The organism is Streptococcus sp. 27098_8_75 (assembly GCF_041432475.1).
Lineage (GTDB): Bacteria > Bacillota > Bacilli > Lactobacillales > Streptococcaceae > Streptococcus > Streptococcus gordonii.
Map to the genome: position 1 here is coordinate 87,477 of NZ_JAPVZR010000002.1, position 23,046 is coordinate 110,522.

Sequence of the window (23,046 nt, forward strand, 5' to 3'; positions counted from 1 at the left end):
ATAAAACAAAAAAAGAAACAGGAAATTTCCTGTTTCGCTTTATTTTGATTTGATATAGTTAATACCGTCTGCCTTAGGAGCAACAGCTTTTCCGAAGAAGAGTGCTAGGACAAGAATTGTCAAAACGTAAGGCGCAATCTGCAAGTAAACCGCTGGAACATGAGATAGGAATGGTAATTGACTTCCGATAACTGCTAAACTTTGAGATAATCCAAAGAAAAGACTTGAAAGCATTGCTCCAATTGGATCCCATTTACCAAAGATCATAGCCGCTAGAGCAATGAAACCTGGTCCAATGATTGTTGTTGCAGCAAAGTTAACTGAGATTGATTGTGCGTAGATCGCTCCACCGACACCACCGAGGAATCCAGAAATTATTACTCCCCAATAGCGCATCAGATAAACATTAATTCCCAGTGTATCTGCAGCTTGTGGATGTTCACCAACAGAGCGAAGACGAAGACCAAATTTCGTCTTAAACATGATGAACCAAGCGACAAATGCAAAACCTACAGCCAAGTAACCCATCAGACTGGTGTGCTTGAAGAAGATATCACCAATAACAGGAATATCAGACAGAATTGGGAAATTAAATTTACCAAAAGAAACTCGAATGTTATCAGTTTGACCTTTCCCGTAAAGAGCCTTTACTAAGAAAATTGCCAAGGCAGGTGCCATCAAATTTAAGACCGTTCCGCTGACAACGTGGTCTGCACGGAAGTTGATAGTAGCAACTGCATGGATAAGTGAGAAAATAAGTCCGACTATTCCACCGACCAAAAGGGCTAGCCAAGGCGTTAAACTTCCAAAAGTACTTTCAAACGTTAGGTTGAAAACAACACCTGAGAAAGCACCCATTACCATGATACCTTCAAGTCCCACGTTAACAACACCTGAATGTTCAGAGAAGGCACCACCAATACTAGTGAAGACCAAAGGAGCTGCATAAATAAGCATTGATGACACTAATAAATTTAGCATTGAGACAAAATTCATCTTATTTACCTCCCTTTTCTTGTTTGCGTGGTTTGATAAAACGTTCAATAATGTAATGAACACTTACAAAGAAGATGATAGATGCTGTTACGATGCTGACCAATTCAGAAGGAATAGTTGCAACATTCATACCTGGAGCTCCAACCTGAAGTACTGCAAACAGGAAGGCTGCAAAAGGAATTCCTACAGGAGAATTACTTGCAAGAAGACTAACTGCCATACCATTGAAGCCAACGCTTAATGAGCTACCTTGAACATAAACGTTTTGGAATGTACCAAGTCCTTCTACTACACCTCCGACACCAGCAAGGGCACCAGAAATAATCATTGAAAGGATAATTGTACGTTTTGCTGACATACCAGCATACTCACTTGCATGTGGATTGATACCAACTGAACGAATTTCAAAACCAAGTGTCGTTTTCTTAAGAAGGAACCATACAAGAACAACTGCAATAATTGCAAAGAAGATTCCGATGTTCATCCGCGAATTATTGGTCAAAGCACGTAACCACTCTGTCTGATAGGTAGCATTAGGACCTACAGTGATACTAGAATCCACACTCTGCATGACAGATTTCGGGAAACTATGGATAAAGGCATTACCAACATATAGAACGATATAGTTCATCATGATCGTTACGATGACCTCTGATGTTCCAAGGTAAGCACGTAAAATACCAGGAATCGCACCAATAATACCACCCGCTACAATACCAAGGAATACAGTCATGATGAGCATAAGTGGACGCGGTAAATTTGGAAATGATAGAGCAAACCAACCGGCAGTAATCCATCCTGCCAAAGCTTGCCCAGGCAAACCAACGTTGAAGAAGCCAGCTCGACTAGCCACTGCAAAACCAAGGGCAATTAAGATCAACGGTCCCATTGCACGAGAGATTTCTCCCAAACTTCTTAGAGTACCAAAGGCTGTTTTGAAAAGTTCTTCATACCCCCAAATAGCATCGTAGCCAAAAATCCACATGATAATCGCACCGAGTAAAATCCCAAGAACGACAGAAATCAAAGGAACGGCAATCTGCTGTGTTTTCTTAGACATTAGAATCTCCCTTCTTTAATTCTCCTCCGGCCATCAAAATACCAAGTTCTTGTTTATTGGTTTCAGCTGGCGTTACGATACCTTGAATTTTACCGTCATGAATAACAGCAATTCTATCAGATAAATTGAGAATTTCATCCAATTCAAAGCTGACAACAAGAACTGCTTTTCCTTTATCACGCTCACCAATTAAACGTTTATGGATATACTCAATCGCACCAACGTCTAATCCACGTGTAGGCTGGCTAACAATTAGAAGGTCTGGATCACGGTCTACTTCACGAGCAATAATTGCCTTTTGCTGGTTTCCTCCAGATAAAGCAGATGCAGGAACATAATCATTTGCTGCACGAACATCGAACTCTTCCATCAGTTTACGAGCATAATTATGAATATTAGTATAATTCAAAATACCATTCTTGCTCAGTGGTTCTTTATAGTAAGTTTGTAAAGCAATATTTTCAGAAATAGTCATATCAAGGACCAAACCATCACGGTGGCGGTCTTCAGGAACGTGACTGACCTTCATTTCCGTAATCTTACGAGGAGGCAAGCCAACTACGTCCTTACCTTTGATATTAATAGTTCCTGACTTAACTTTACGCAAACCAGTAATCGCTTGAATTAATTCACTTTGTCCATTTCCGTCAATTCCAGCAATACCAACAATTTCACCTGCACGAACATCAAGTGATAAATTCTTGACAGCTGGAATACCACGGTTTTCATTAACAACTAAATCTTTGATTGAAAGAATGACTTCTTTTGGTTGAGGAGGATTTTTTTCTGTTGTAAATGAAACAGAACGTCCTACCATCATTTCAGCTAGATCTTGGTTTGTAGCACCAGCAATCTCAACCGTTTCAATACTCTTACCACGACGAATAACTGTAACACGATCAGAAACCGCACGAATTTCATCCAACTTGTGCGTAATCAAAATGATCGATTTACCCTCTTTGACAAGGTTCTTCATAATAATCATCAATTCGTCAATTTCAGCAGGTGTTAATACAGCAGTTGGTTCGTCAAAAATAAGGATGTCAGCACCACGATATAAAGTTTTTAGGATTTCAACCCGTTGTTGAGCGCCGACTGAAATGTCTTCGACTTTTGCAGAAGGATCTACGGCAAGACCATATTTTTCAGATAATTCTTTTATCTCTTGGATTGCTTTTTTGATGTCTAGAACACCATTCTTAGTAATTTCACTTCCTAAAATAATATTCTCGGCAACTGTAAATGCTTCGACCAGCATAAAGTGTTGGTGCACCATTCCAATACCTAAAGAGGCAGCTTTTGATGGTGAGTCTAGTTTAACAACTTGCCCATTTACTGCAATTTCACCACTAGTAGGCTCAAGCAATCCTGCCAACATATTCATCAAAGTAGATTTACCTGCTCCGTTTTCTCCTAAAAGAGCATGAATTTCACCACGACGAAGATGAAGGTTAATTTTGTCATTTGCAACAAATTGTCCAAAGATTTTGGTAATCTCCCGCATTTCGATGACATTTTCATGTGTCATTGTGATCCCATCCTTTCAAAACTTTTATTTCAATAGAACCTACTAAGAGTTAGTAAGCTCTATTGAGACAAAACCTTTTGTCTCAATCTCAAAGAAGCGATCTCTCTAAGATCGCTTCCTGAGAGTCAATGTTTGAATTTTATTCTGCAGGAACTTTGATGCTTCCGTCAAGAATTTTAGCTTTAGCATCTTCTACTGCTTTTTTAGCATCATCTGACAAAGCTTTAGTTGTCAAATCAACACCACCATCTTTCAAACCATAAACTGTTGTTTTACCACCAGGGAATTGGTTTTTAGATGCTTTGGTTGCGATGTCTTTAACTGTTCCACCAACTTTTTTCAAGGTAGAAGCAAGAACGAAGTTAGATTCTTTACCATCTTTAGATTTAAATTTTCCTTCGGCTTCTTGGTCACGGTCCACACCAATAACCCAAACTTTTTCGCTTTCGTTTCTTGTTTCATTGATTGATTTCGCTTCGTTGAAGACACCAGCACCTGTACCACCAGCTACTTGATAAATGATATCAGCACCTGCTGTATATTGTGCAGCGGCGATTGTTTTACCTTTAGCAGCATCACCAAATGATTCTGCATATTGAACATCAATCTTGATAGATGGGTCTACTGATTTAACACCAGCTTCGAAACCTTTTTCAAAACGAGTCAATACGGCACCTTTAATACCACCTACAAATCCAACAACTTTTGTTTTAGTTGTTTTCGCTGCAGCTACACCTGCAAGATAAGCTGCTTCGTTATCTGCAAACAAAGCAGAAGCGACATTGTCTTGACCTTTGATTTCATCATCAATGATGACATAGTTGATGTCTGAGTGGTCTTTGGCAGCAGCTTCTACAGCGTTACGAAGAGCAAATCCAATACCAAAAATTGCTTTATAACCACTTGATGCAGCTTGCTCAAGGTTATTAGCATACTCTGATTCGTTTGTTGATTGGAAGTAAGTGAAACCATGATCTTTTGAAAGACCGTTTTCTTTACCCCATTCTTGCAAACCTTCCCATGCTGATTGGTTGAATGACTTGTCATCAACACCACCAGTATCGGTTACGATAGCAGCTTTCAGATCTGTTTTAGCATCTGAATTGCTATTTGAGCGAGACGCACGGTTACCACATGCAGCAAGTCCTACTGCTGCGACAGCTACTAGACCAAGGCCTAGCCATTTTTTCTTGTTCATTTCTGAACCTCCTAAATAAGATATGCAACAATGTTGCAAAATTGTGTGGTCTGATGACCCAGACTACCAACTATTTTAAGTCGGTAAAAGAATATGGAAGTAATTCCCCGACCGTCATCACGACCGTCGATTTATCTTTAGCGACTAATGTCACTTTTAGATCTTTATTAAAAAATTCTGCCATCACTTGACGGCATGCTCCACATGGAGAAATTGGCTTTTCTGTCTGCCCATAGACAATCAGCTCTTCAAACTCAAGTGCTCCTTCAGAAACTGCTTTAAATATTGCTGTTCGTTCACCACAGTTTGTCAAACCAAAACTAGCATTCTCAACATTAACTCCAGTGAAGACACGGCCATCTTTAGCAACTAGTACAGCACCAATTGGAAAGTGAGAATATGGAACATACGCATTTTTGCTTGTCTCTACGGCCAAATCGATTAAATCAGTAGTTGCCACTAGCTGTTTCCCCTTTCATGATAGCAACACCTGATGAAGCACCAATCCGAGTAGCTCCAGCTTTAATGAAAGCTTGAGCATCATCATAAGAACGAGCGCCTCCAGATGCTTTAACTCCCATATCAGGACCAACTGTTTGTCTCATCAAAGCTACATCTTCTACAGTAGCACCACCAGTTGAAAAGCCAGTCGATGTTTTTACAAAGTCGGCTCCAGCTTTTTGGGAAATTTGACAGGCCAGAACTTTTTCTTGATCAGTCAAAAGGCAAGTTTCAATAATGACCTTCACAAGTTTCTCACCACTTGCTTCTACTACTGCTTGAATATCTTTTTCAAGCAAATCCAAGTTACCAGACTTGAGAGCGCCAATATTGATTACCATATCGATTTCATCAGCCCCATTTTCAATCGCATTTTTTGTTTCAAATGCCTTTACTTCAGGAGTGGTTGCCCCCAAAGGGAAACCTATAACTGTACAAACTTTTACATCAGATCCTCTTAATTCTTCAGCTGCAAGCTTTACCCAAGTTGGATTAACGCAGACGCTTGCAAAATCATATTCTTTGGCTTCTTCAATTATTTTTTCAATTTGCTCTTTTGTTGCTTCCGGCTTTAAAAGAGTATGGTCAATGTATTTGTTCAATTTCATTTTTTTCTCCTTTAAACTCAAGAAATGACCTCAATGATTTCGCTTACTTTTTTCCGTTCGACATCTATTCTAACATTTTTTTTGAATTCTGTAATCATTTCCTCAGAGATTTTTTGGTTAGCATAGATTTTAGCAACTACTTCACCTGATTGAACAGCTTCGCCAACTTTTTTCTCAAAAACAATTCCAGTTTCATAATCTAAGTTGTCAGATTTAACTGCTCGACCAGCACCTAAACGCATAGCAAATAAACCGAATTCCATAGCTGGTAGTTCAGAAATGAAACCAGACTTATCTGCAGTGACGTCTACTATATACTGAGCTGAAGATGGCCTATAAAGGTCTTCCAAGTCACCGCCCTGTGCTTGAATCATAGCTTCAAACTTTCTGAGAGCAGAGCCATTCATTATGTGCTCGCGAACTTCCTCTACAGTTTTCTCTACATTTGCTAAGCTAAGCATAATCTGAGCCAACTCACAGATAAAATGGGTTACATCTTCTCTGCCTTTTCCTTGAAGGATCTCTAAAGCCTCAAGAATCTCCAAACGATTACCAATGCTTGTTCCCACTGGTTGGCTCATATCTGTAATAACAGCTACTGTTCGTCTGCCTACAGCTTTACCTAACTCAACCATGGTCTGAGCAAGGCGACGCGCATCTTCGATATTCTTCATAAAGGCGCCTTCACCAACTGTCACATCAAGCAAAATACTATCAGCTCCAGCAGCAATCTTCTTACTCATAACAGAGCTCGCAATTAGAGGAATTGTGTCAACTGTTGCAGTCACATCACGAAGAGCATAAAGCAACTTATCAGCTTTCACGAGTTGATCTGACTGACCAATTACAGAAAGCCCGATATCTTGAACTTGTTTGATAAATTCTTCTTGACTGCGCTCAACTTGGAATCCTTTTACAGATTCTAGTTTGTCAATCGTTCCACCCGTATGACCTAGACCTCGACCACTCATCTTTGCAACTGGTACACCAAAGCTAGCAACCAAAGGAACAAGAATCAAAGTGACCTTATCACCAACACCACCAGTAGAATGCTTATCCACTTTAATACCAGAGATTTCTGATAAGTCAATTTGTTGACCTGTTCCTACCATTGTCATAGTCAAGTCTGAAATTTCTCTGGTTGTCATTCCCTTAAAGTAAATAGCCATTGCAAAAGCAGACATTTGATAATCGGGCACTGTACCAGCAACATAACCATCAATCAACCATTGAATTTCTTCTTTTGTTAATTCAAAACCATCACGTTTTTTTTGAATAATGTCGACAGCTCTCATTCTAGTTTCTCACTCCTTAAAATATAGTAGCCTTTATCTTTTTTGACAACTTCACAATTTCCAAAAACTTCTTCCATTTTGGCTTTAGCGCTTGGCGCCCCCTGCTTCTTCTGTATGACGATAGTTAGGTCACCACCTAGCGTCAAATGCTCAAGGCTACCTGCAATAACTTGATGAACTACTTGCTTCCCAGCTCTAATAGGAGGATTACTAATTATATGGTCAAAAACTCCAGTTACTTGATCATAGATATTAGATTGAAAGATTTCCGCTGAAACCCCATTAAGTTCGGCGTTTTTTCGGGCTAAATCCAAAGCACGCAGATTAATATCCACTAAGGTAGCTTTCACAGCTTGCGACTTTACTAATGTTAAACCTAATGGACCATAACCACAGCCCAGATCCAAAATAGTATCCCCTATAGAAAAATCTATGGTAGACAGGAGGACCTGACTACCATAATCGATCATCTTCTTGCTAAAGACGCCAGCATCCGTAAGGAAGGTCATTGGTTGACCTAATAAATTCAGTTGTAATTTATGGATATCGTGCTTAGCATCCGGATTTTCTGCAAAATACATCTTTGACATAAATTAATTTTATCACAATTTTACCTAAAATGTAAACCGTTTACAATATTTTCTACAATTTTTTTAACAATATGGTATACTAATCAAGTTGATAGGAGAAAAAATATGACAAACGAATTCCTTCATTTCGATAGAATTAGCCGAGAAAGATGGCAACAATTACATAGAAAAACAACACCGCCATTAACTGAAGAAGAATTAAATTCAATAAAAAGTTTTAATGATGAAATTAGTTTGCAAGATGTTATGGATATCTATTTACCATTAACTAATCTGATTCAAATTTATAAGAGAGCCAAAGAAGATCTTGCTTTTTCAAAGGGAATTTTTCTGCAAAAAAACTTAAAAAAACAACCTTTTATCATTGGTGTTTCTGGAAGCGTAGCTGTTGGAAAGTCGACAACAAGCCGCCTTCTCCAAATTTTACTTTCTAGAACTTTTGAGAATGCAAAAGTTGAACTCGTAACAACAGACGGTTTTTTATATCCGAACTCAATCTTACAGAAACATGACCTTTTAAATAGAAAAGGCTTCCCTGAAAGTTATAACATGGAACTTCTTCTAAATTTCTTAGATCACCTAAAAAACGGACAAACTTATCAGGTTCCTGTCTACTCTCATGAAATCTATGATATTGTTCCAAATCAGACACAGACAATCCAAGTTGCTGATTTCGTCATTGTTGAAGGGATTAATGTTTTTCAAAATCCTCAAAATGAACGTCTCTATATAACAGATTTCTTTGATTTTTCTATTTATGTAGACGCTGAGGTTGAGAATATCGAGAAATGGTATCTTGATCGTTTTGGTAAATTATTGGACTTGGCTAGACAGGATTCAAAGAACTACTACCATCGCTTCACCCAAGAACCAGTTGAAGATGTTATGAAAATGGCTCGCAACATATGGAAATCTATTAATTTAGTTAACTTAAAAGATTATATTGAGCCAACTCGCAATCGCGCTGAATTAATCCTTCATAAAGCTCATAACCATGAAATAGATGAGATTTACTTAAAGAAATAACTATAATCGATTGAAATCAAGTGATATTTTTTTAAAAGAATAATTAAGGCTTGTCAAATGCGAACTTTTCATATATAATTAGATAGTTAGTATACATTGGAGGTGAAAAACTTGGCAAACATTAAATCAGCTATCAAACGCGCTGAATTGAACGTTAAACACAACGAAAAAAACTCAGCTCAAAAATCAGCTATGCGTACTGCAATCAAAGCTTTTGAAGCAAACCCAACTGAAGAACTTTACCGCGCTGCTAGCTCAGCTATCGATAAAGCAGAAACTAAAGGTTTGATCCACAAGAACAAAGCTAGCCGTGATAAAGCACGTCTTGCAGCAAAACTTGGTTAATCAACTAACTGCATACAAAATGAGCTCTTCGGAGCTTTTTTTGCGCCTTAATTCATTAGGATGCGATTTTGCCAATTCTAAACGATCATAATTGTACAGTATTTGAGATAAGGTTCAAAAAATAGTGACGCAAACTTTTGCGTCCTCCTTCTATTTTTGATAAAATAGCGGTAAATCTGACATGAATACATTCTATGAGTCAGAAGAATTGATTAAATAAGGAACTTAATATGAAAAACCAAACTTTAATGCAGTATTTTGAATGGTATCTTCCAGACGATGGCCAGCATTGGAATCGTTTAGCAATGGATGCGCCAAATTTGGTGGCCAAAGGGATTAAAAAAATATGGATGCCTCCGGCTTTTAAAGCAACTGGCTCAAATGATGTCGGCTATGGTATTTACGATTTATTTGATTTAGGAGAATTTGACCAAAAGGGGACAATTCGTACTAAGTACGGTTTCAAAGACGAATATCTTCAAGCGATCCAAACACTAAAAGACAATGACATCGATCCAATTGCTGATGTCGTTTTAAACCATAAGGCTGCAGCCGACGGAACTGAAACATTTACGGTTATTGAAGTAGATCCAAATGACCGTACTACTGCTATTTCCGAGCCCTTTATGATTAAAGGATGGACTCACTTTACTTTTCCAGGAAGAAACAAGCAATATAATGACTTTGAATGGCATTGGTATCATTTCACTGGAACTGACTTTGATGCAAAAAGTCGACGTTCTGGTATTTATTTAATTCAAGGTGATAATAAAGGTTGGGCGAATGACGAGCTGGTAGACAGTGAAAATGGAAACTATGACTATCTAATGTATGCTGATCTAGACTTCAAACATCCAGATGTTATTAAAAACCTATACGATTGGGCTAAATGGTTTATCGAAACTACCGGTATACGTGGCTTTCGCTTGGATGCAGTTAAGCATATAGATTCCTTCTTTATGGCCAACTTTATTCGAGATATTTTGCAAGAATATGGTGATGATTTCTACGTTTTCGGAGAGTTTTGGAATAATGATGAAGCTGCTAATAATGACTACTTAGAAAATATTGACTATCGCTTCGACCTTGTCGATGTTAAATTGCATACTAATCTTTTTGAAGCGAGTCAAAAAGGTGAAGAATATGACTTGCGTACTATTTTTGATCATACTTTAGTGAAAAATCACCCGGAATCAGCAGTGACATTTGTAGAAAATCACGATACTCAGCGTGGTCAAGCACTTGAATCTACTGTGGAAGAATGGTTCAAACCAGCAGCTTATGCCCTTATTTTACTTCGAGAGTCTGGACTACCATGTATTTTCTATGGAGACTACTATGGCATAAGTGGTGAATTTGCTCAGCAAGATTTCCGAGAAGAGATTGACAAACTATTAGACCTTCGTCTAAACCTAGCTTATGGTGAAGAGACCGACTATTTTGATGACCCAAATTGTATCGGATGGACAAGGGCTGGTCAAGAAGGTAGTCAGCCTATCGCTGTTCTAATTTCAAATGCTACTGCTACTTCAAAACGGATGTATTTTGGCCAAGATTGGTCAGGTCACGAGTGTTCGGACTACCTTGGTAATTGCCAAACAATTGTCACTATCGATGAAGAAGGCTGGGGAGAGTTCCCTGTTGAAGAACAATCTGTTAGCGTTTGGTCTATTAAAAATTAAAAATCAGCTCAAAGAGCTGATTTTTCAATATAACAATAAAGCTTGGCTTTATTAAGCCAAGCTTTTTAGAATCACTATATATCTGTTAATCCTATTTTGATAAAGACAATGATGTCTATCCAATAGCTTCTCTTTAGAATAAAACCTTCAATCTTTTTTCCCATCACTCAATCGTCCAACTCGTTTCTTACTTTCTGATTTGATGGAAATTTTGACTTCAAAAATGGTACCTTTAGGTCTATTATCTTTAACAGTAATTGTACCCTTTAGAGCATCGGCTATTTGTTTTGCGAGAGATAGACCTAGACCAAAACCACCCTTTTGTCTTGTTCTGGCCTTATCAACCCTATAAAAACGATCAAAAATTTTCTTTTTGTCTTCATTATTGATTCCAGGGCCGTTATCGGACACTCGTAAGTAAAGAGAACGGTCTTTTGACCATACTATAAACTTAATGATCCCATCTTCTTCTGTATATTTCACAGCATTATCAAATAGAATGGTCATCAGCTGTTTTAGAAGTGTTCTATCTGTCTTGATGTTGTGGTTGATATGATTTTCGTAGATAAATACTTTCTCATTTTCATCCGCAATGATTTCATAGTTGGCAAATGTTGTAGTGAAAAATTCTGGTTCAACTTCAGCAATTTCAGCCTTAATGCCATCATCTCTTCTTGCAAGATTCAATAGATTAGTTGTTAGCATCCGCATATTCCGAACTTCTTCCAGACTGGAGGCAATATTTTCGCTTGATTCCATAATGGTAGCTTCGGGTTTTCGGAAAAGAGTTTCCAAGCGGTTTTGCAAAACGGCTAAAGGAGTACGCAACTCATGGCTTGCATTTTCAACAAAAGATTTTTGTTTCTGCATACTGTCCATCAGAGGCTTCACACTGACACGAGCCAAATAGATACTAGCAATAATTGAGATTAACCAAAAGCTAATCATAACAATGATAATAATCTGTTCATGATTCTGACTGGTTTGCTCCAATTGATTGACATTGATCAAAACTGCCGCATATTTTACTTTGTTCAAAAGATTCCCAGATAAGAATTCGCTTGGATTAATTTCAAAAACCAACATACGATAGAGTTCTTCTTGACCATAGTTGTTTTTCAAAGTAGTCTGAATAATTTTACCTACATCCTTTTTCTTGATTGAAATCTTTTTTAAACTAAGAAAATGATCTGCAGTAGTCAATGGTTTCAAGTCTTCATCAAACAAGACTGCTTCAGTGTTCGAATTCACCTTCAGATTATCCATTGGTCCAGGGTCTGGTGCGTCTTGTGGTCCAGATACATCATCAGATGACTGACCCTCATCAATCGTTGGTTGCATATTGGCTGCACGAGCCAAAGCAAGGTGGAGGACAGATCTGGGATTCTGACTTAAACTTTTTAAATTATCGTCAACTGTTGTATAAAGCCCTGAGCGCATAATCTGAATGATTAAAAGAGTCATGGCCGAGAAAATAAGTGTGAATACACCAAAATAGCGAATGAAATATGAAAAATCATCCGCATAAAAAGTTCGTCTAAGTTTATTCAGCATTCTTCAAAATGTAACCGACACTGCGAAGGGTTTGCATATTGTTCGCAAAAGTCGTTCCTTTCAATTTTTTCCGAATTTTTGAGACATAGACTTCAACGACAGAAATGGTAGTATCACTGTCAAAGCCCCAGAGTCGATCAAAAATCTGAGTTTTAGGTAGAATTACGTTTTGGTTCTGCAAGAAATAAACTAATAAATCAAATTCTTTTCCTAGTAATTCTACTTCTTTTCCGTTCACCAATGTGGTATTGGTAGAGAGGTTTACTGTTACATCACCATATGATAAGGTATTTTCATTAAATTTTCCTGAACGCTTGAGTAAGGCTTGGATCCGCATCTTTAATTCTTCTAAATAAAACGGCTTGGTTAGATAGTCATCTGCACCCAATTCAAAACCATGCCCTTTATCATCTAAACTTTCTTTAGCAGTCATGATGAGAACAGGAGTTGAGACTCCTTTTTCACGCAAGTCTTTTAAAACTTGAAAGCCATCTTTTTCAGGGAGCATCAGATCAAGTAAAATCAAATCATAAACACCGCTTTCGGCTTCATAGAGTCCTTCTTCACCATCAAAAACCTGCATGACATCCGCAAAGTCATCTAAGAAATCAAATACAGAGTTCGACAACCCTAAGTCATCTTCTACTAGTAAAATCTTAATCATCTTGTTCTCCTCCTGCTATAAGATACTGATCTGCTTCATCTAAGATTATGTAAAATAAAGAATTTTTGTCCCATTTTTTTGGATCTTAGTATAATTCTTTAATTATTATATCATGACTTTAACAAATGGATTAAGATTTTGTAGCGTTTTCTTCATTATTTTGATTAGAATTGCTTTCCTTATCCTTTGTACTTCCATCTGCATTGGCTGGCTTCTTCTTAGAATTGCTACCGCCTTCTTGATTATTATTTCCTTGCGGTGGCTGTCCTCCTGGCCCTCCAGGTCCACCGTTACCACCAGGACCACCTTGTCCATCTTGACCATTCATTTGAGGTGGCATACCATTTCCATTATTTTGACCCTGTCCTTGAGGCGGTTGTCCACCGGGACCTTGCATATTATTGCCGTCTTGATTATTTTGCTGCGTTTTCGATGCTTGAACGGTTGACTGCTGATTTGTTGCTTTTTGCGTCAAAGAACCGAATGTATAGCCACCAAGCAAGCCGACTACTAAAGAACCTGTCGCTACTACCGATAGCCACCACTTGGTGCTTTTTTCTACAACAATCATTTTCTCTTTATTCATTCTAAGTTTTTTCTTCTTTCTGTTTTAAGTTTCTGTGATAAAGTAAAGAAGTTTTACTTCATGAATTCACCACATCCTTTCTTTAGGTTACATACATTTTAATTATTTTTTCTTAAAGTGACCTAAATTTTTTCTTAAAGAATACTAAATGATGAGAAAATTCTTAGAAAAATAATAGAAAATTTATCCAAAATATTTTTTTAAAATACGACCGTATCGTCTCAGTAAAAGATAATCCGCTATTGCTGGGGATAGCAGGTTCAATGTTGTAAAAATCTTTGTACCTTGTCCCATCAAAATCACTCTTTTACGAGATTTTATACCTTTAAGTAAAGCTTGGATTACTTGATTTGTACTTGATATAGAGATCCCCATCTCTCTCCAAACTGGATGATAAGGCTTTTCTGATGGTGTATCTGCTGCATTGGAGCAAAAATAAGTTAGATGCATCTTTTTCTTCTCCTGTTTTAATTCTCGATTCATTGATTCGATAAAAGAAAAAAGTCCGGCGCGGCTCGCCACATCTACACTATAATAGGGAAAGGCCAGCCTACCATCTGCAAAACCTCCTGAATGCACAATGGTTGCTCCTTTTTGATTTTTTAACAAAGGTAAAAAATGTTTGCTGACAAGAATAGCCCCTATTAGGTTAATCGTCATAGTCTGATTGATCTCCTCCTCAGAGTGAGATAATAAAGATTTTCGAACATCAAATCCCGTTGCATTAATAACAATATCTATATTATCCGACCACTTTTGAACTTCAGACACTGCAACTTTAATAGAAGTTTCATTTGTTATATCTACCGAGCAAATCGGAATGTTGGAAGCAATATCCTCAGAAAAAGCAGCTAATTTATTCATATTGCGACCTAAAAGAAATAAATGAGCACCCGCTTGAAAAAAAGCTTGTGTGTAGGCTTGTCCCAAATTACCACTAGCACCAATAATAACGACCTTTTTATTTTTAAAATAATTGTCACACATAACATACCCCCTCATTAGTGAACCTTTTGGGATAAGTTTAATATTACGAGTCCCACAATAACCAAAGCAATTCCCAAGAGGCTTGCGAACGTTACTTTTTCATGAAAAAGCAAAATAGATAGTACTGTTGTTCCAACCAAACCAACACCCGACCAAATAGCATACACTAGATTTAGTTGCATGCCTTTCAAAGACAAGGATAAAAAGAAAAAACACAAGCCATACAAAACTAAAGCAAGAATCCCAAAAAGCATTTTCGAAAAACCTTGCGACAGTTTTAACAGACTTGTGGCTGCTATTTCAGATACAATAGCAAGAGTTAAATAAACATAAGACATCATTGTCCTCCTAGAATCAATAGAATTGAAAAGCTAGTAGGTAAACAATTGATTTAGCGATGAGTGGAAGCGAAGCAAGTCCAAAGTGTGCAAGCATTATCTAAAATCATAGACTTGATCTTTGAATTCTTGTAAACAGGAATCTTTGTTCGTCCACATAACTCATCTAAAGAGATCTGATAAAAATCAGCTAAGCGAATCAAACTATGACTATCTATAATTGTTTTATCATTTTCCCAATTTGAGATAGTTTGACGAGTTGTTCCCAGATATTCTGAAATTTGATTCTGACTATAGCCCTTTTGTTCTCTAAGTAATTTTAATTGTTTTCCTAACATCTGCATTTCCTCTTTATATTATTCCTTTCTTCACGAATTGGCTAGACGAAATTCTTTAACATCCTATACAATTCTAGGTAAAATTTCTTTGACATTGCTATTATAACATGATTTTTAGGATGGACACTTTATACTGACTTCCAAAAAAACAGCAGATTGCAAGATCCGCTGTTTTTTATCTATTACTTACTTGCTTTCAAAGCCTTTTCTACTGCTTCTTTTTCTCGTGTAATTAAGTCAACACGAGCTGCAATTTCTTTGATACCCATGCTGATATTACGACTGATAGCCATATCTGATAATTGAGGTTCGAAGAAAGCTTTGTATTCAGCGAGCCTTTCTGCTGTCTTAAAGGCATTAGCTGGATAGATGACAAACTTATCAAAGCTCATATCACCTCCCAGGGCCGCCTTAATCCAGTCCCAATTTTCACGAGCCCAAGTCCAAACAGTAGCTTGAGTAAAATCGTGGTTGAGTAAAGGGAAATACCAGCTCATAGCTAAATCTTGTGGCTTGACAATGTCTTTATTCTTTAAAGCTTCTAAAATTTGATCGAGCGTTTCCTTATCATTAGTGTAGGCCAGAGCCGAAGCCAATTGTCTCTTGAAACTTCCATCAACTGTCGATACATAATTCTTCAAATATTGCTCCGTCAGTTCCTTGCTCTCATGATGTTTGATTTGGTTAATCAGGATGTGCAAACGGATAGCTGCAGGAAGTTTTTCCAGATCATCTTGATGAGCTTCAAAGATGCAGTTAGCTTCTTGAGTCGCTCTTTCATCATTGGCAGCAATCAAGTTTCCAATAACGATTTGACGGACTAATTCATCCTCATCGCTTTCTCCATCTTTAGCTTCAAAGCCTAGGCGATCAAAGTTGAATCGGCTAAGTTTGATAACTAAGTCATTATAAGCTTTTTCACTCTCGCTACCTTCTTCAACAAAGATTTTCAAACCACTCAGAACAGCTTTAACCCCAGAAACAACCAAGTAAGAGCTTTCTTCTGTCAGTTTTTCAATTACTGGAACTAATTCAGCAAATGAAATGTGACCAGCTTCTGCTAAGAGACGGCGTTCCTGCACTACTTGGAGCTTGCTAGTGCTGTCTAACTCCGTAATCGTATCTAGAACCTGATCTAACAAGACACCTTGATAATCTGTGATATAGTGGGCTGTGTTCTCTGTATTGAAGCGCAAAGCTCCTTGGTTCTGAGCGGCCAAAGCAGAATAGTTTGGAATTTCAAGTGTTTCAGTTTCCAGTGTATCAGGCAAACCATTCCAATTGCTATTTAACGGCAGAACCCAAGTCCGCTTCTTGTCTTCATGTTCACCGATAAAGAATTGCTTCTGAGTCAACTTCAAGGTGTCATTTTCTACACGAGCTGATAAAACAGGATAGCCAGGTTGCTCCAACCAAGAGTTCATAAAGGATGCTACATCGCGACCAGAAGCATCTCCAAGAGCGTTCCAGAGATCACGTCCAATTGTATTTCCATACTGGTGTTTAGCAAAGTAGGCGTTTAAACCTTTGGCAAAGGCCTCATCACCCAACCAGCGGCGAAGCATATGCATGAGACGGCTTCCTTTGGCGTATACGATTGCTGGGTCAAATAAGGTATTAATCTCATCAGGATGATTCACCTCTACATGGACAGATTGAACTCCGTCTGTAGCATCTCGTTTCAAAGCAAGTGGAACTCCAGTTGTCTGGAAATTCTCAAAGATGTTCCAAGTCGGCTCAATGGCATTGACGCAGACATATTCCATCATATTAGCAAAGCTTTCATTAAGCCAAAGGTCATCCCACCACTTCATAGTGACAAGGTTTCCGAACCATTGGTGGGCCAACTCATGAGCAACAACAAGAGCTACATCTTGGCGACTCGATACCGTAGAGTTTTCATCAACCAAGAGGTAAATCTCGCGATAAGTAACCAGACCCCAGTTTTCCATAGCACCAGATGAAAAGTCAGGCAAAGCTACATGAAGAGACTGTGGGATAGGATATTTAACTCCATAATAATCCTCATAAAACTCAATAGAACGAACAGCAATGTCCAAAGCAAACTCTAAATTACTAGCCGGATGTGCCTTTGTCGCATAGACACCAACCAAGGTTCCATTTTTAGTCTTGGCAGTTACTCCTTGCATATCACCTGCAGCGAAAGCTAGTAGATAAGATGACATACGTGGAGTTCTTTCAAACTTCCAAATACCAGTTGCTTTACGATTTTCAATGTCAATTTCTGGCATATTAGATAGAGCCAACTCGCCTTCTGCCTGGTCAAACTTCAAAGCCAAGTCAAAGGTTGCCTTAGCTTCTGGCTCATCCACGCTTGGAAAAGCTTCACGAGCAAAGTGACTCTCAAATTGTGTAGAAATGATTTCTTTTTTTACACCATCCACTGAGTAGTAAGATGGGTAAATGCCAGTCATATTATCCGTAATCTTACCAGTATAAGTTACTGTTACTTCAACTTGACCTGTGGCATCTAACTCGATATAAAGAGCTTCGTTCGCATTATCGACTGTAAAAGGAAGTGTTTGACCGGCTACTTCGACGGTTTCGATTACTAGGTCCTTTTGGTGCAGGGAAATCTTACTTGACTTAGCCTCCCCAATAATGGTCACCTTCCCTGAAAAGATCTTATCTACACGATTGAGATCTAGAAATAGATCGTAGTGTTCAGGAACAAAAGTGTCAATAAAGTGTGCAACTGCTTGCATGTTTTTCTCCTCATCTAAGATACAGGAAATCCTGTTCATTAAATACTTTTTGAAACCATTTTACCACATTTTAAAGCAAAGAAAAAGACAAGGATGACCTGTCTTTGTAATTCACGAGAAACTCAAAACATTAGTTTTTTCTTTTTTTTCTTTTTCGAGTTCTGCTATGCTTTGATTGTAGATGCGGTTTTCTTTCTGGTAGGTCTCTTGCAGACGATCCTCAAATCGTCGAATTTGTCTTTCAAATTCATCCCTATTATCTTCTAGCTGATGCAGTTCATAAGTAGGGATAGAGTCGGGATTGTTACGACAGAAAGAAAATATCCATTCGCTCATTTCCTCTGAAACATTTTTAGCCTCTCGTCTCATATCTTGGTAATCCCATTCATACTCACTAACTTTCTTACGAAAGGCTATGTGATCATCATCGAGACGATCGATCTTTTTTTGAATATCCATAGAGCCTCCTATAAGATAGGGCTGGTCAAACTAGGCTTAGGAACAGCACCTAGTACCTCCTTGATTGAATCTGCTGCTCCACCTGTGAAAGCTCCAGATAAGTCAGCAGGTACTTGAGTGGAGGCAAAAGTTTTCATAGCCTCAGCTTGACTATCTAGCCAACTCTGCAATGCTTGACTTTCTTCAAGAAGGACAGCTCTTTTAGCTGATATCAAAGCTCGAATGGCAGTACGTTCCTGAATCTTTAAATATTCTTTTTTTATACGTTCGGCTTCAGCTCGATCTTCTGTATTTGGTTCAATCATGCGTTTCCTCCTATTTATTTGTAAAAATCTGGGCACCTTTTTGATCAATCGCTACGATATTATCAGCAGCCTTGTTTAAATTACCAGCAATTTCTGTCATTTTAGTCGTATATGCACTTGCTGAGGCGAGAGTTGAGGCTTCTGTCCCCCCATTCCAAGCTTCGGATAAATTTAGTTCAGACAAGAGCTCCTCAACTTCACCAGATGAAAGGTTGTGAGCTAATGTATAAGCTGCTTTACTTAGTTCTGATATATGGTCCTCTACTTTTGATTTTGCACTTGCTAACTTATCTTTAATCTCTTGCTCATAGACCTCGGCTTGAAGCTGAGCAGTTTGAGCACTTGTACGAACGAGTTCCTCTCTTAAACTAATTTTTTTGTCGCCAGAGCTGGTTCTTAAAGAAGCGTGCAATTCATCAATGTATTTCCTATTTATGGCGATTAAATCCTGCTTAGAAGGCTCAGGAGCGAAGTCTCCATATTCCTTTAGATACTCACTAACATAGTATTCAGGAGTTACCTTGTCCATCTCTAATCCATAATTATAAATTGAATTTGTAAACTTAGGATTTCTTGCTTTATATTCTGCTATCTTTCTGACTTGCTTTTCTGTCATGCCAGTGGCGAAAAGATTTCTTTTGTAGTAGTAATCTACATCTAACTTATTTCCCTTCATTACTGGAGTTCTTGGTGAATGTCCGTCCTCTCCTTCAAGAACTTCAAATCTCATAGTTTGTCCATAGGGAACATAACCACTATTCCCGTCTAAGAAAACAACATCACCTCGACTATCTCTATAGATAGTGGCGTTTTTATTGAGATAAGCTACTTGTTCTTTTGAAATACCGCCTGTATCAACAGCTTTTTTAGCCGCAAAATCCATAAAATTTGTCACTTTGATTGTACGGTTCTGTTTAAGGCCGTACTTTGAGGCTGTATAAGCTACCCCAGGCCCAGCTTGACTGTGCCCAGACATATTAGAAATAATTCCGTTATGGGATTTTATTTTTTCTTCGGTAATTTGATAAAACATATCAATATCATCTGATTGGGGCGTCAGCATTCCTGGAAATATACCAAATCCTCCACTAGCAAAGAATGCTTTTTCAGTTGAATCAACAATATTCCGATTCTTTTTCCAAAAATATGGTTGATTCCCAAAATCTTTAAAATTTTCACCTGGAACTTGAGTACCTGCGACTACAATAGCTGTTTCTTGATAATTAGGATTCTCCCCTTTTTCATTATCGACAGGTACAACTGCCATTGCTTGAGTTGTACTATCTTGTCTATAAACAATTTGGTAAAAGTCTGGAGAAGATCTCGTTCCAACATTTATAATTTCTCCTTCATTCTTTTTTACGTTTCCCTTAAGACCTAACTGTAATTTTTGAATTTCCTGATCAGATAGTGTCATATCATTCTTCCTCTTTACTTAACTTAATATTGTAAATAATTTTAGCTTCTGGACTGCCTTTTTCATCCTTTACGACCTCTTTTAATTGACCATCTTTTAATAATAGCTCAATATTTATATCTATACTTTCTGCATCTCTTAGTTTAGCTTCTTTAGGTAATTTCTTTGCATTCGAAACATCAATTCTCTCGTCATCTGAATCAAATAATTCAATTACCTCGTTACCATCCCAGTCAAAATCAACGATTAAGTCAGTAACAATACCAAAACTATTTGGGACATATTTTTTTATTTGCGTACCCAAAGTAGCCTTATTCCCATATTTATCATAAATTGTCGGACGTACATAGGCATTCAACATAGAAGAATCCTCATCTCCAGTCACATAAATTGGAGAAAATTCAATTTTTTCAATACCTGAATATTTCTCCTTAATATAAGTGCCAATTTGCTCTTCTAAGAGTCGAAAGCCTCGCTGATAAAGCTTGATAGTTTTGGGGCTAAAGTTAGGTTTTGTCAATTTGTTATACATATAGATTCCTCCAAAAATTAAAACTATAAGAACTGCACCGATTGAAAAAATTTTTTTCTTCATCAGTCTCCTCCTTTTGTATTTTGTGAAAACTGTGTAACAGCAACTATATACCTGTATTATAACATAAATGCCATTTTATTAACTTTCCATTTTGATTTCAGTGCAGATTTATGACCTTATCTTTTTCAGTTTTGCCATTCCCTCTCATCCCCTTTTTTTATTTCATCATTATATACCACATCTAAATCAGCGCTTCCTTTTGAATTTTTTTTAACCCCTTCAATCTGTTTATCTTGAATCAAAGCTTCAAGATTCTCATCTACTTTACGACTCACCGTAAGTTTAGCTTCTAGTGGCAGATGTTGAAAACCAGATACATCAATTAACTTTTCATCGCTAGTTCTTAATTCAATGACTTCCTCATCCCAGCCATTAAAATCCATTCTTACATCCCAAACATTATTATAAGTTGGATAAGTAATCTCTCCTATTGTTCCACCAAAATATGCCTTATTTTGATTCTTATCATAAACAGAAAAAACAATATTAGCGCTGAACATAGTCTGTCCGTTTCCTCCTTGAACAAAAATTGGCGAAAACTCAATTTTACTGACTCCTGAATAGTGCTCTTTGATGTAAGTCGCCAGTTGTTCTTCCAACAAACGAAATCCACGTTTGTAAAGTTTCACTCCTTTGTCGTCTAAAACATCACTAACATTATATGGAGAGTTTTGGTGTTCAATCCATTTTGTCATACAATATACTCCTCCTGAAATTAAAACTGCAAGAACTGTTATGATTGCAAAAATTTTTCTCTTCATCATTAATATTCCTCATCCTTTAGAATATCGTTTAGATCATTGTTCCCATTCAGAATAGCAGCATCATTTTTTCAAAGTCTAATGATATTTCCAATATTCTCCTCTTTTGATTTCTAAATTATAGATTAACTCAGCTTTAGGACTTCCTTCTTTGTTTTTTCTTACATTTTTTAATTTTTTAGTATCAATCAGAGCTGCAATATTTTTATCAATCGGTTTAATAGCTGTTTTTATCTTAGCTTCATATGGTAAGATTTTAGCGTTACTTACATCTATTTCAACCCCTAATCCTTTTGCAGAATTTCCTAATTCAATAATTTCATTATCATTATTGTCAAAATCTAGCCTAAGATCACTACTTAATCCATAAGCCGGATATCCGTTTTTCCCAAACTGTCCTCCTAAAACAGCTCTATTTCCTTCTTCATCATAAATTACTGGCAGAACGTCCGCTGTGAATGGAGGATTGTCCTTACCACCTTGGATGAAAATCGGAGAGAATTCTATTTTAGAAATTCCTGAGTAGTTTTCTTTGATGTAGATCCCAATCTGTTCTTCTAATAAACGAAAACCATGTTTAATGATTTTTTCTTCCTTACGGTCTAAACCTGTTGAACTGTGAAATTGAGTCATATAAACAAAGCCAGCTGAAAATAAAATAATAAGTGCGCTAAAAATTAGTAGGATTTTTTTCTTCATAGATATTTTCCTCCGGGTAGTATCATTAAGAATAGCAGCATCATTTTTTCAAAGTCTAATGATATTTCCAATATTCTCCTCTTTTGATCTCCAAATTATAGACTATCTCAGCTTTCGGGCTTCCTTCTTTGTTTTTTCTGACATTATTTAATTTTTTAGTACCTACCAGAGCCGCAATATTTTCATCTGTCCCATCTAACTCAGCTTTAATTTTCGCTTTTTCTGGTAAAGTTTTAGCATTACTTACATCTACTTCAATCCCTAATCCCTTTGCAGAATCTTCTAATTCTATAATTTCATTATCATTATGATCGAAATCTAATCTAAGATCTGTAAGCAAACCATAAGAAGGATAACCAGTTTTCCCGATTTGGCCTCCTAAAACTGCTCTATTTCCCTCCTCATCATAGATTACTGGAAGGACGTCCGCTGTGAATGGAGGGTTGTCCTTACCACCTTGGATGAAAATAGGCGAGAATTCTATTTTAGAGATTCCTGAGTAGTTTTCTTTGATATATGTTCCAATCTGTTCTTCCAACAAACGAAAACCATGTTTGATGATTTTTTCTTCCTTCTGATCTAAACCTGTTGAACTGTGAAATTGAGTCATATAAACAAAGCCAGCTGAAAGCGAAATAAGCAAGATACTGATAATGGCTAAAATTTTTTTCTTCATTCTTGTCTCCTAAATTATTTGCTATGAAAATATTGCCTTTCGTGTATATTCTACTAGTGTATCATAGTCAAGCTTAAGATCCAATGAAAAACAGACCTCTTACATAGCTTCA

General features: G+C 37.3%; 25 protein-coding genes. 3 read left to right on the forward strand and 22 right to left on the reverse strand.

All coding sequences use genetic code 11. The annotated features are described in order from the left end of the window. Positions 1 to 39: 39 nt before the first annotated feature. The 8 genes from O3640_RS03620 to O3640_RS03655 form a co-directional block, all read right to left on the reverse strand. Positions 40 to 996 (reverse strand): ABC transporter permease, encoded by a 957-nt coding sequence (locus tag O3640_RS03620; protein ID WP_060970494.1) that lies wholly within the window; start codon positions 994 to 996, stop codon positions 40 to 42. A 1-nt stretch (position 997) separates the two neighbouring features. Then, entirely contained in the window at positions 998 to 2,056 is a 1,059-nt protein-coding gene (locus O3640_RS03625; protein ID WP_008808718.1) for an ABC transporter permease, read from the reverse strand. After that, complete coding sequence (locus tag O3640_RS03630) at positions 2,049 to 3,584, reverse strand: ABC transporter ATP-binding protein (RefSeq protein ID WP_008808719.1); 1,536 nt, start codon at positions 3,582 to 3,584, stop codon at positions 2,049 to 2,051. The genes O3640_RS03625 and O3640_RS03630 overlap by 8 nt, the downstream gene beginning before the upstream one ends. A 139-nt stretch (positions 3,585 to 3,723) precedes the next feature. After that, on the reverse strand, positions 3,724 to 4,782 hold the full coding sequence (locus O3640_RS03635; protein WP_020992636.1) for a BMP family protein: 1,059 nt from the start codon (positions 4,780 to 4,782) through the stop codon (positions 3,724 to 3,726). Positions 4,783 to 4,852: 70 nt separating this feature from the next. Continuing rightward, positions 4,853 to 5,242 (reverse strand): cytidine deaminase, encoded by a 390-nt coding sequence (locus O3640_RS03640; RefSeq protein WP_008808721.1) that lies wholly within the window; start codon positions 5,240 to 5,242, stop codon positions 4,853 to 4,855. Further along, entirely contained in the window at positions 5,229 to 5,891 is a 663-nt protein-coding gene (deoC, locus tag O3640_RS03645) for a deoxyribose-phosphate aldolase (RefSeq protein WP_008808722.1), read from the reverse strand. Before deoC ends, O3640_RS03640 begins: the two co-directional genes overlap by 14 nt. 17 nt (positions 5,892 to 5,908) lie before the next feature. Next, positions 5,909 to 7,186, reverse strand: coding sequence for a pyrimidine-nucleoside phosphorylase (locus O3640_RS03650; protein ID WP_008808723.1), 1,278 nt, complete (start codon positions 7,184 to 7,186; stop codon positions 5,909 to 5,911). After that, on the reverse strand, positions 7,183 to 7,776 hold the full coding sequence (locus O3640_RS03655; RefSeq protein WP_008808724.1) for a class I SAM-dependent methyltransferase: 594 nt from the start codon (positions 7,774 to 7,776) through the stop codon (positions 7,183 to 7,185). Before O3640_RS03655 ends, O3640_RS03650 begins: the two co-directional genes overlap by 4 nt. 105 nt (positions 7,777 to 7,881) lie before the next feature. Here O3640_RS03655 and coaA point away from each other — a divergent pair, with 105 nt between their 5' ends. The 3 genes from coaA to O3640_RS03670 all read left to right on the forward strand — a co-directional run bounded on the left by coaA (position 7,882) and on the right by O3640_RS03670 (position 10,829). Further along, on the forward strand, positions 7,882 to 8,802 hold the full coding sequence (gene coaA, locus O3640_RS03660; protein WP_008808725.1) for a type I pantothenate kinase: 921 nt from the start codon (positions 7,882 to 7,884) through the stop codon (positions 8,800 to 8,802). 96 nt (positions 8,803 to 8,898) lie between these two features. Further along, a complete protein-coding gene (gene rpsT / locus O3640_RS03665) occupies positions 8,899 to 9,147 on the forward strand; it encodes a 30S ribosomal protein S20 (protein WP_008808726.1) in 249 nt (82 codons plus the stop codon). A 230-nt stretch (positions 9,148 to 9,377) separates the two neighbouring features. Beyond that, positions 9,378 to 10,829 carry an alpha-amylase gene (locus O3640_RS03670; protein ID WP_371586705.1) on the forward strand — a complete coding sequence of 484 codons (1,452 nt, stop codon included), beginning with the start codon at positions 9,378 to 9,380 and terminating at the stop codon, positions 10,827 to 10,829. Between the two features lie 147 nt (positions 10,830 to 10,976). Here the strand turns inward: O3640_RS03670 and O3640_RS03675 are convergent, their stop codons facing one another. The 14 genes from O3640_RS03675 to O3640_RS03740 form a co-directional block, all read right to left on the reverse strand. Continuing rightward, entirely contained in the window at positions 10,977 to 12,383 is a 1,407-nt protein-coding gene (locus O3640_RS03675) for a cell wall metabolism sensor histidine kinase WalK (RefSeq protein ID WP_045502826.1), read from the reverse strand. Beyond that, positions 12,373 to 13,047: a response regulator transcription factor gene (locus O3640_RS03680; RefSeq protein WP_008808730.1), complete on the reverse strand. Its 675-nt coding sequence runs from the start codon at positions 13,045 to 13,047 to the stop codon at positions 12,373 to 12,375. The genes O3640_RS03675 and O3640_RS03680 overlap by 11 nt, the downstream gene beginning before the upstream one ends. A gap of 130 nt (positions 13,048 to 13,177) precedes the next feature. Further along, positions 13,178 to 13,633 (reverse strand): hypothetical protein, encoded by a 456-nt coding sequence (locus tag O3640_RS03685; protein WP_008808731.1) that lies wholly within the window; start codon positions 13,631 to 13,633, stop codon positions 13,178 to 13,180. 183 nt (positions 13,634 to 13,816) lie between these two features. Continuing rightward, positions 13,817 to 14,620: an SDR family oxidoreductase gene (locus tag O3640_RS03690; protein WP_008808732.1), complete on the reverse strand. Its 804-nt coding sequence runs from the start codon at positions 14,618 to 14,620 to the stop codon at positions 13,817 to 13,819. Between the two features lie 14 nt (positions 14,621 to 14,634). Next, positions 14,635 to 14,961 (reverse strand): multidrug efflux SMR transporter, encoded by a 327-nt coding sequence (locus O3640_RS03695; RefSeq protein ID WP_008808733.1) that lies wholly within the window; start codon positions 14,959 to 14,961, stop codon positions 14,635 to 14,637. Between the two features lie 50 nt (positions 14,962 to 15,011). Next, positions 15,012 to 15,296, reverse strand: a complete 285-nt coding sequence (locus tag O3640_RS03700; RefSeq protein ID WP_020992641.1) for a helix-turn-helix domain-containing protein — start codon at positions 15,294 to 15,296, stop codon at positions 15,012 to 15,014. A 182-nt stretch (positions 15,297 to 15,478) separates the two neighbouring features. Further along, positions 15,479 to 18,022 (reverse strand): M1 family metallopeptidase, encoded by a 2,544-nt coding sequence (locus tag O3640_RS03705; protein ID WP_227221538.1) that lies wholly within the window; start codon positions 18,020 to 18,022, stop codon positions 15,479 to 15,481. 111 nt (positions 18,023 to 18,133) lie between these two features. Next, positions 18,134 to 18,481, reverse strand: a complete 348-nt coding sequence (locus tag O3640_RS03710; RefSeq protein WP_046165641.1) for a hypothetical protein — start codon at positions 18,479 to 18,481, stop codon at positions 18,134 to 18,136. Between the two features lie 8 nt (positions 18,482 to 18,489). Then, positions 18,490 to 18,786: a hypothetical protein gene (locus O3640_RS03715; protein WP_002934030.1), complete on the reverse strand. Its 297-nt coding sequence runs from the start codon at positions 18,784 to 18,786 to the stop codon at positions 18,490 to 18,492. A gap of 10 nt (positions 18,787 to 18,796) precedes the next feature. Beyond that, the gene (locus O3640_RS03720) at positions 18,797 to 20,203 is read right to left on the reverse strand and encodes a hypothetical protein (protein WP_045502803.1); all 1,407 of its coding nucleotides are present in this window, start codon (positions 20,201 to 20,203) and stop codon (positions 18,797 to 18,799) included. A 1-nt stretch (position 20,204) separates the two neighbouring features. Continuing rightward, entirely contained in the window at positions 20,205 to 20,798 is a 594-nt protein-coding gene (locus O3640_RS03725) for a hypothetical protein (RefSeq protein WP_045502800.1), read from the reverse strand. A 125-nt stretch (positions 20,799 to 20,923) separates the two neighbouring features. Continuing rightward, on the reverse strand, positions 20,924 to 21,559 hold the full coding sequence (locus O3640_RS03730) for a hypothetical protein (RefSeq protein WP_080889729.1): 636 nt from the start codon (positions 21,557 to 21,559) through the stop codon (positions 20,924 to 20,926). 78 nt (positions 21,560 to 21,637) lie between these two features. After that, complete coding sequence (locus tag O3640_RS03735; RefSeq protein WP_268723199.1) at positions 21,638 to 22,258, reverse strand: hypothetical protein; 621 nt, start codon at positions 22,256 to 22,258, stop codon at positions 21,638 to 21,640. A gap of 55 nt (positions 22,259 to 22,313) precedes the next feature. Further along, entirely contained in the window at positions 22,314 to 22,934 is a 621-nt protein-coding gene (locus O3640_RS03740; protein WP_223344006.1) for a hypothetical protein, read from the reverse strand. Positions 22,935 to 23,046 lie beyond the last annotated feature (112 nt).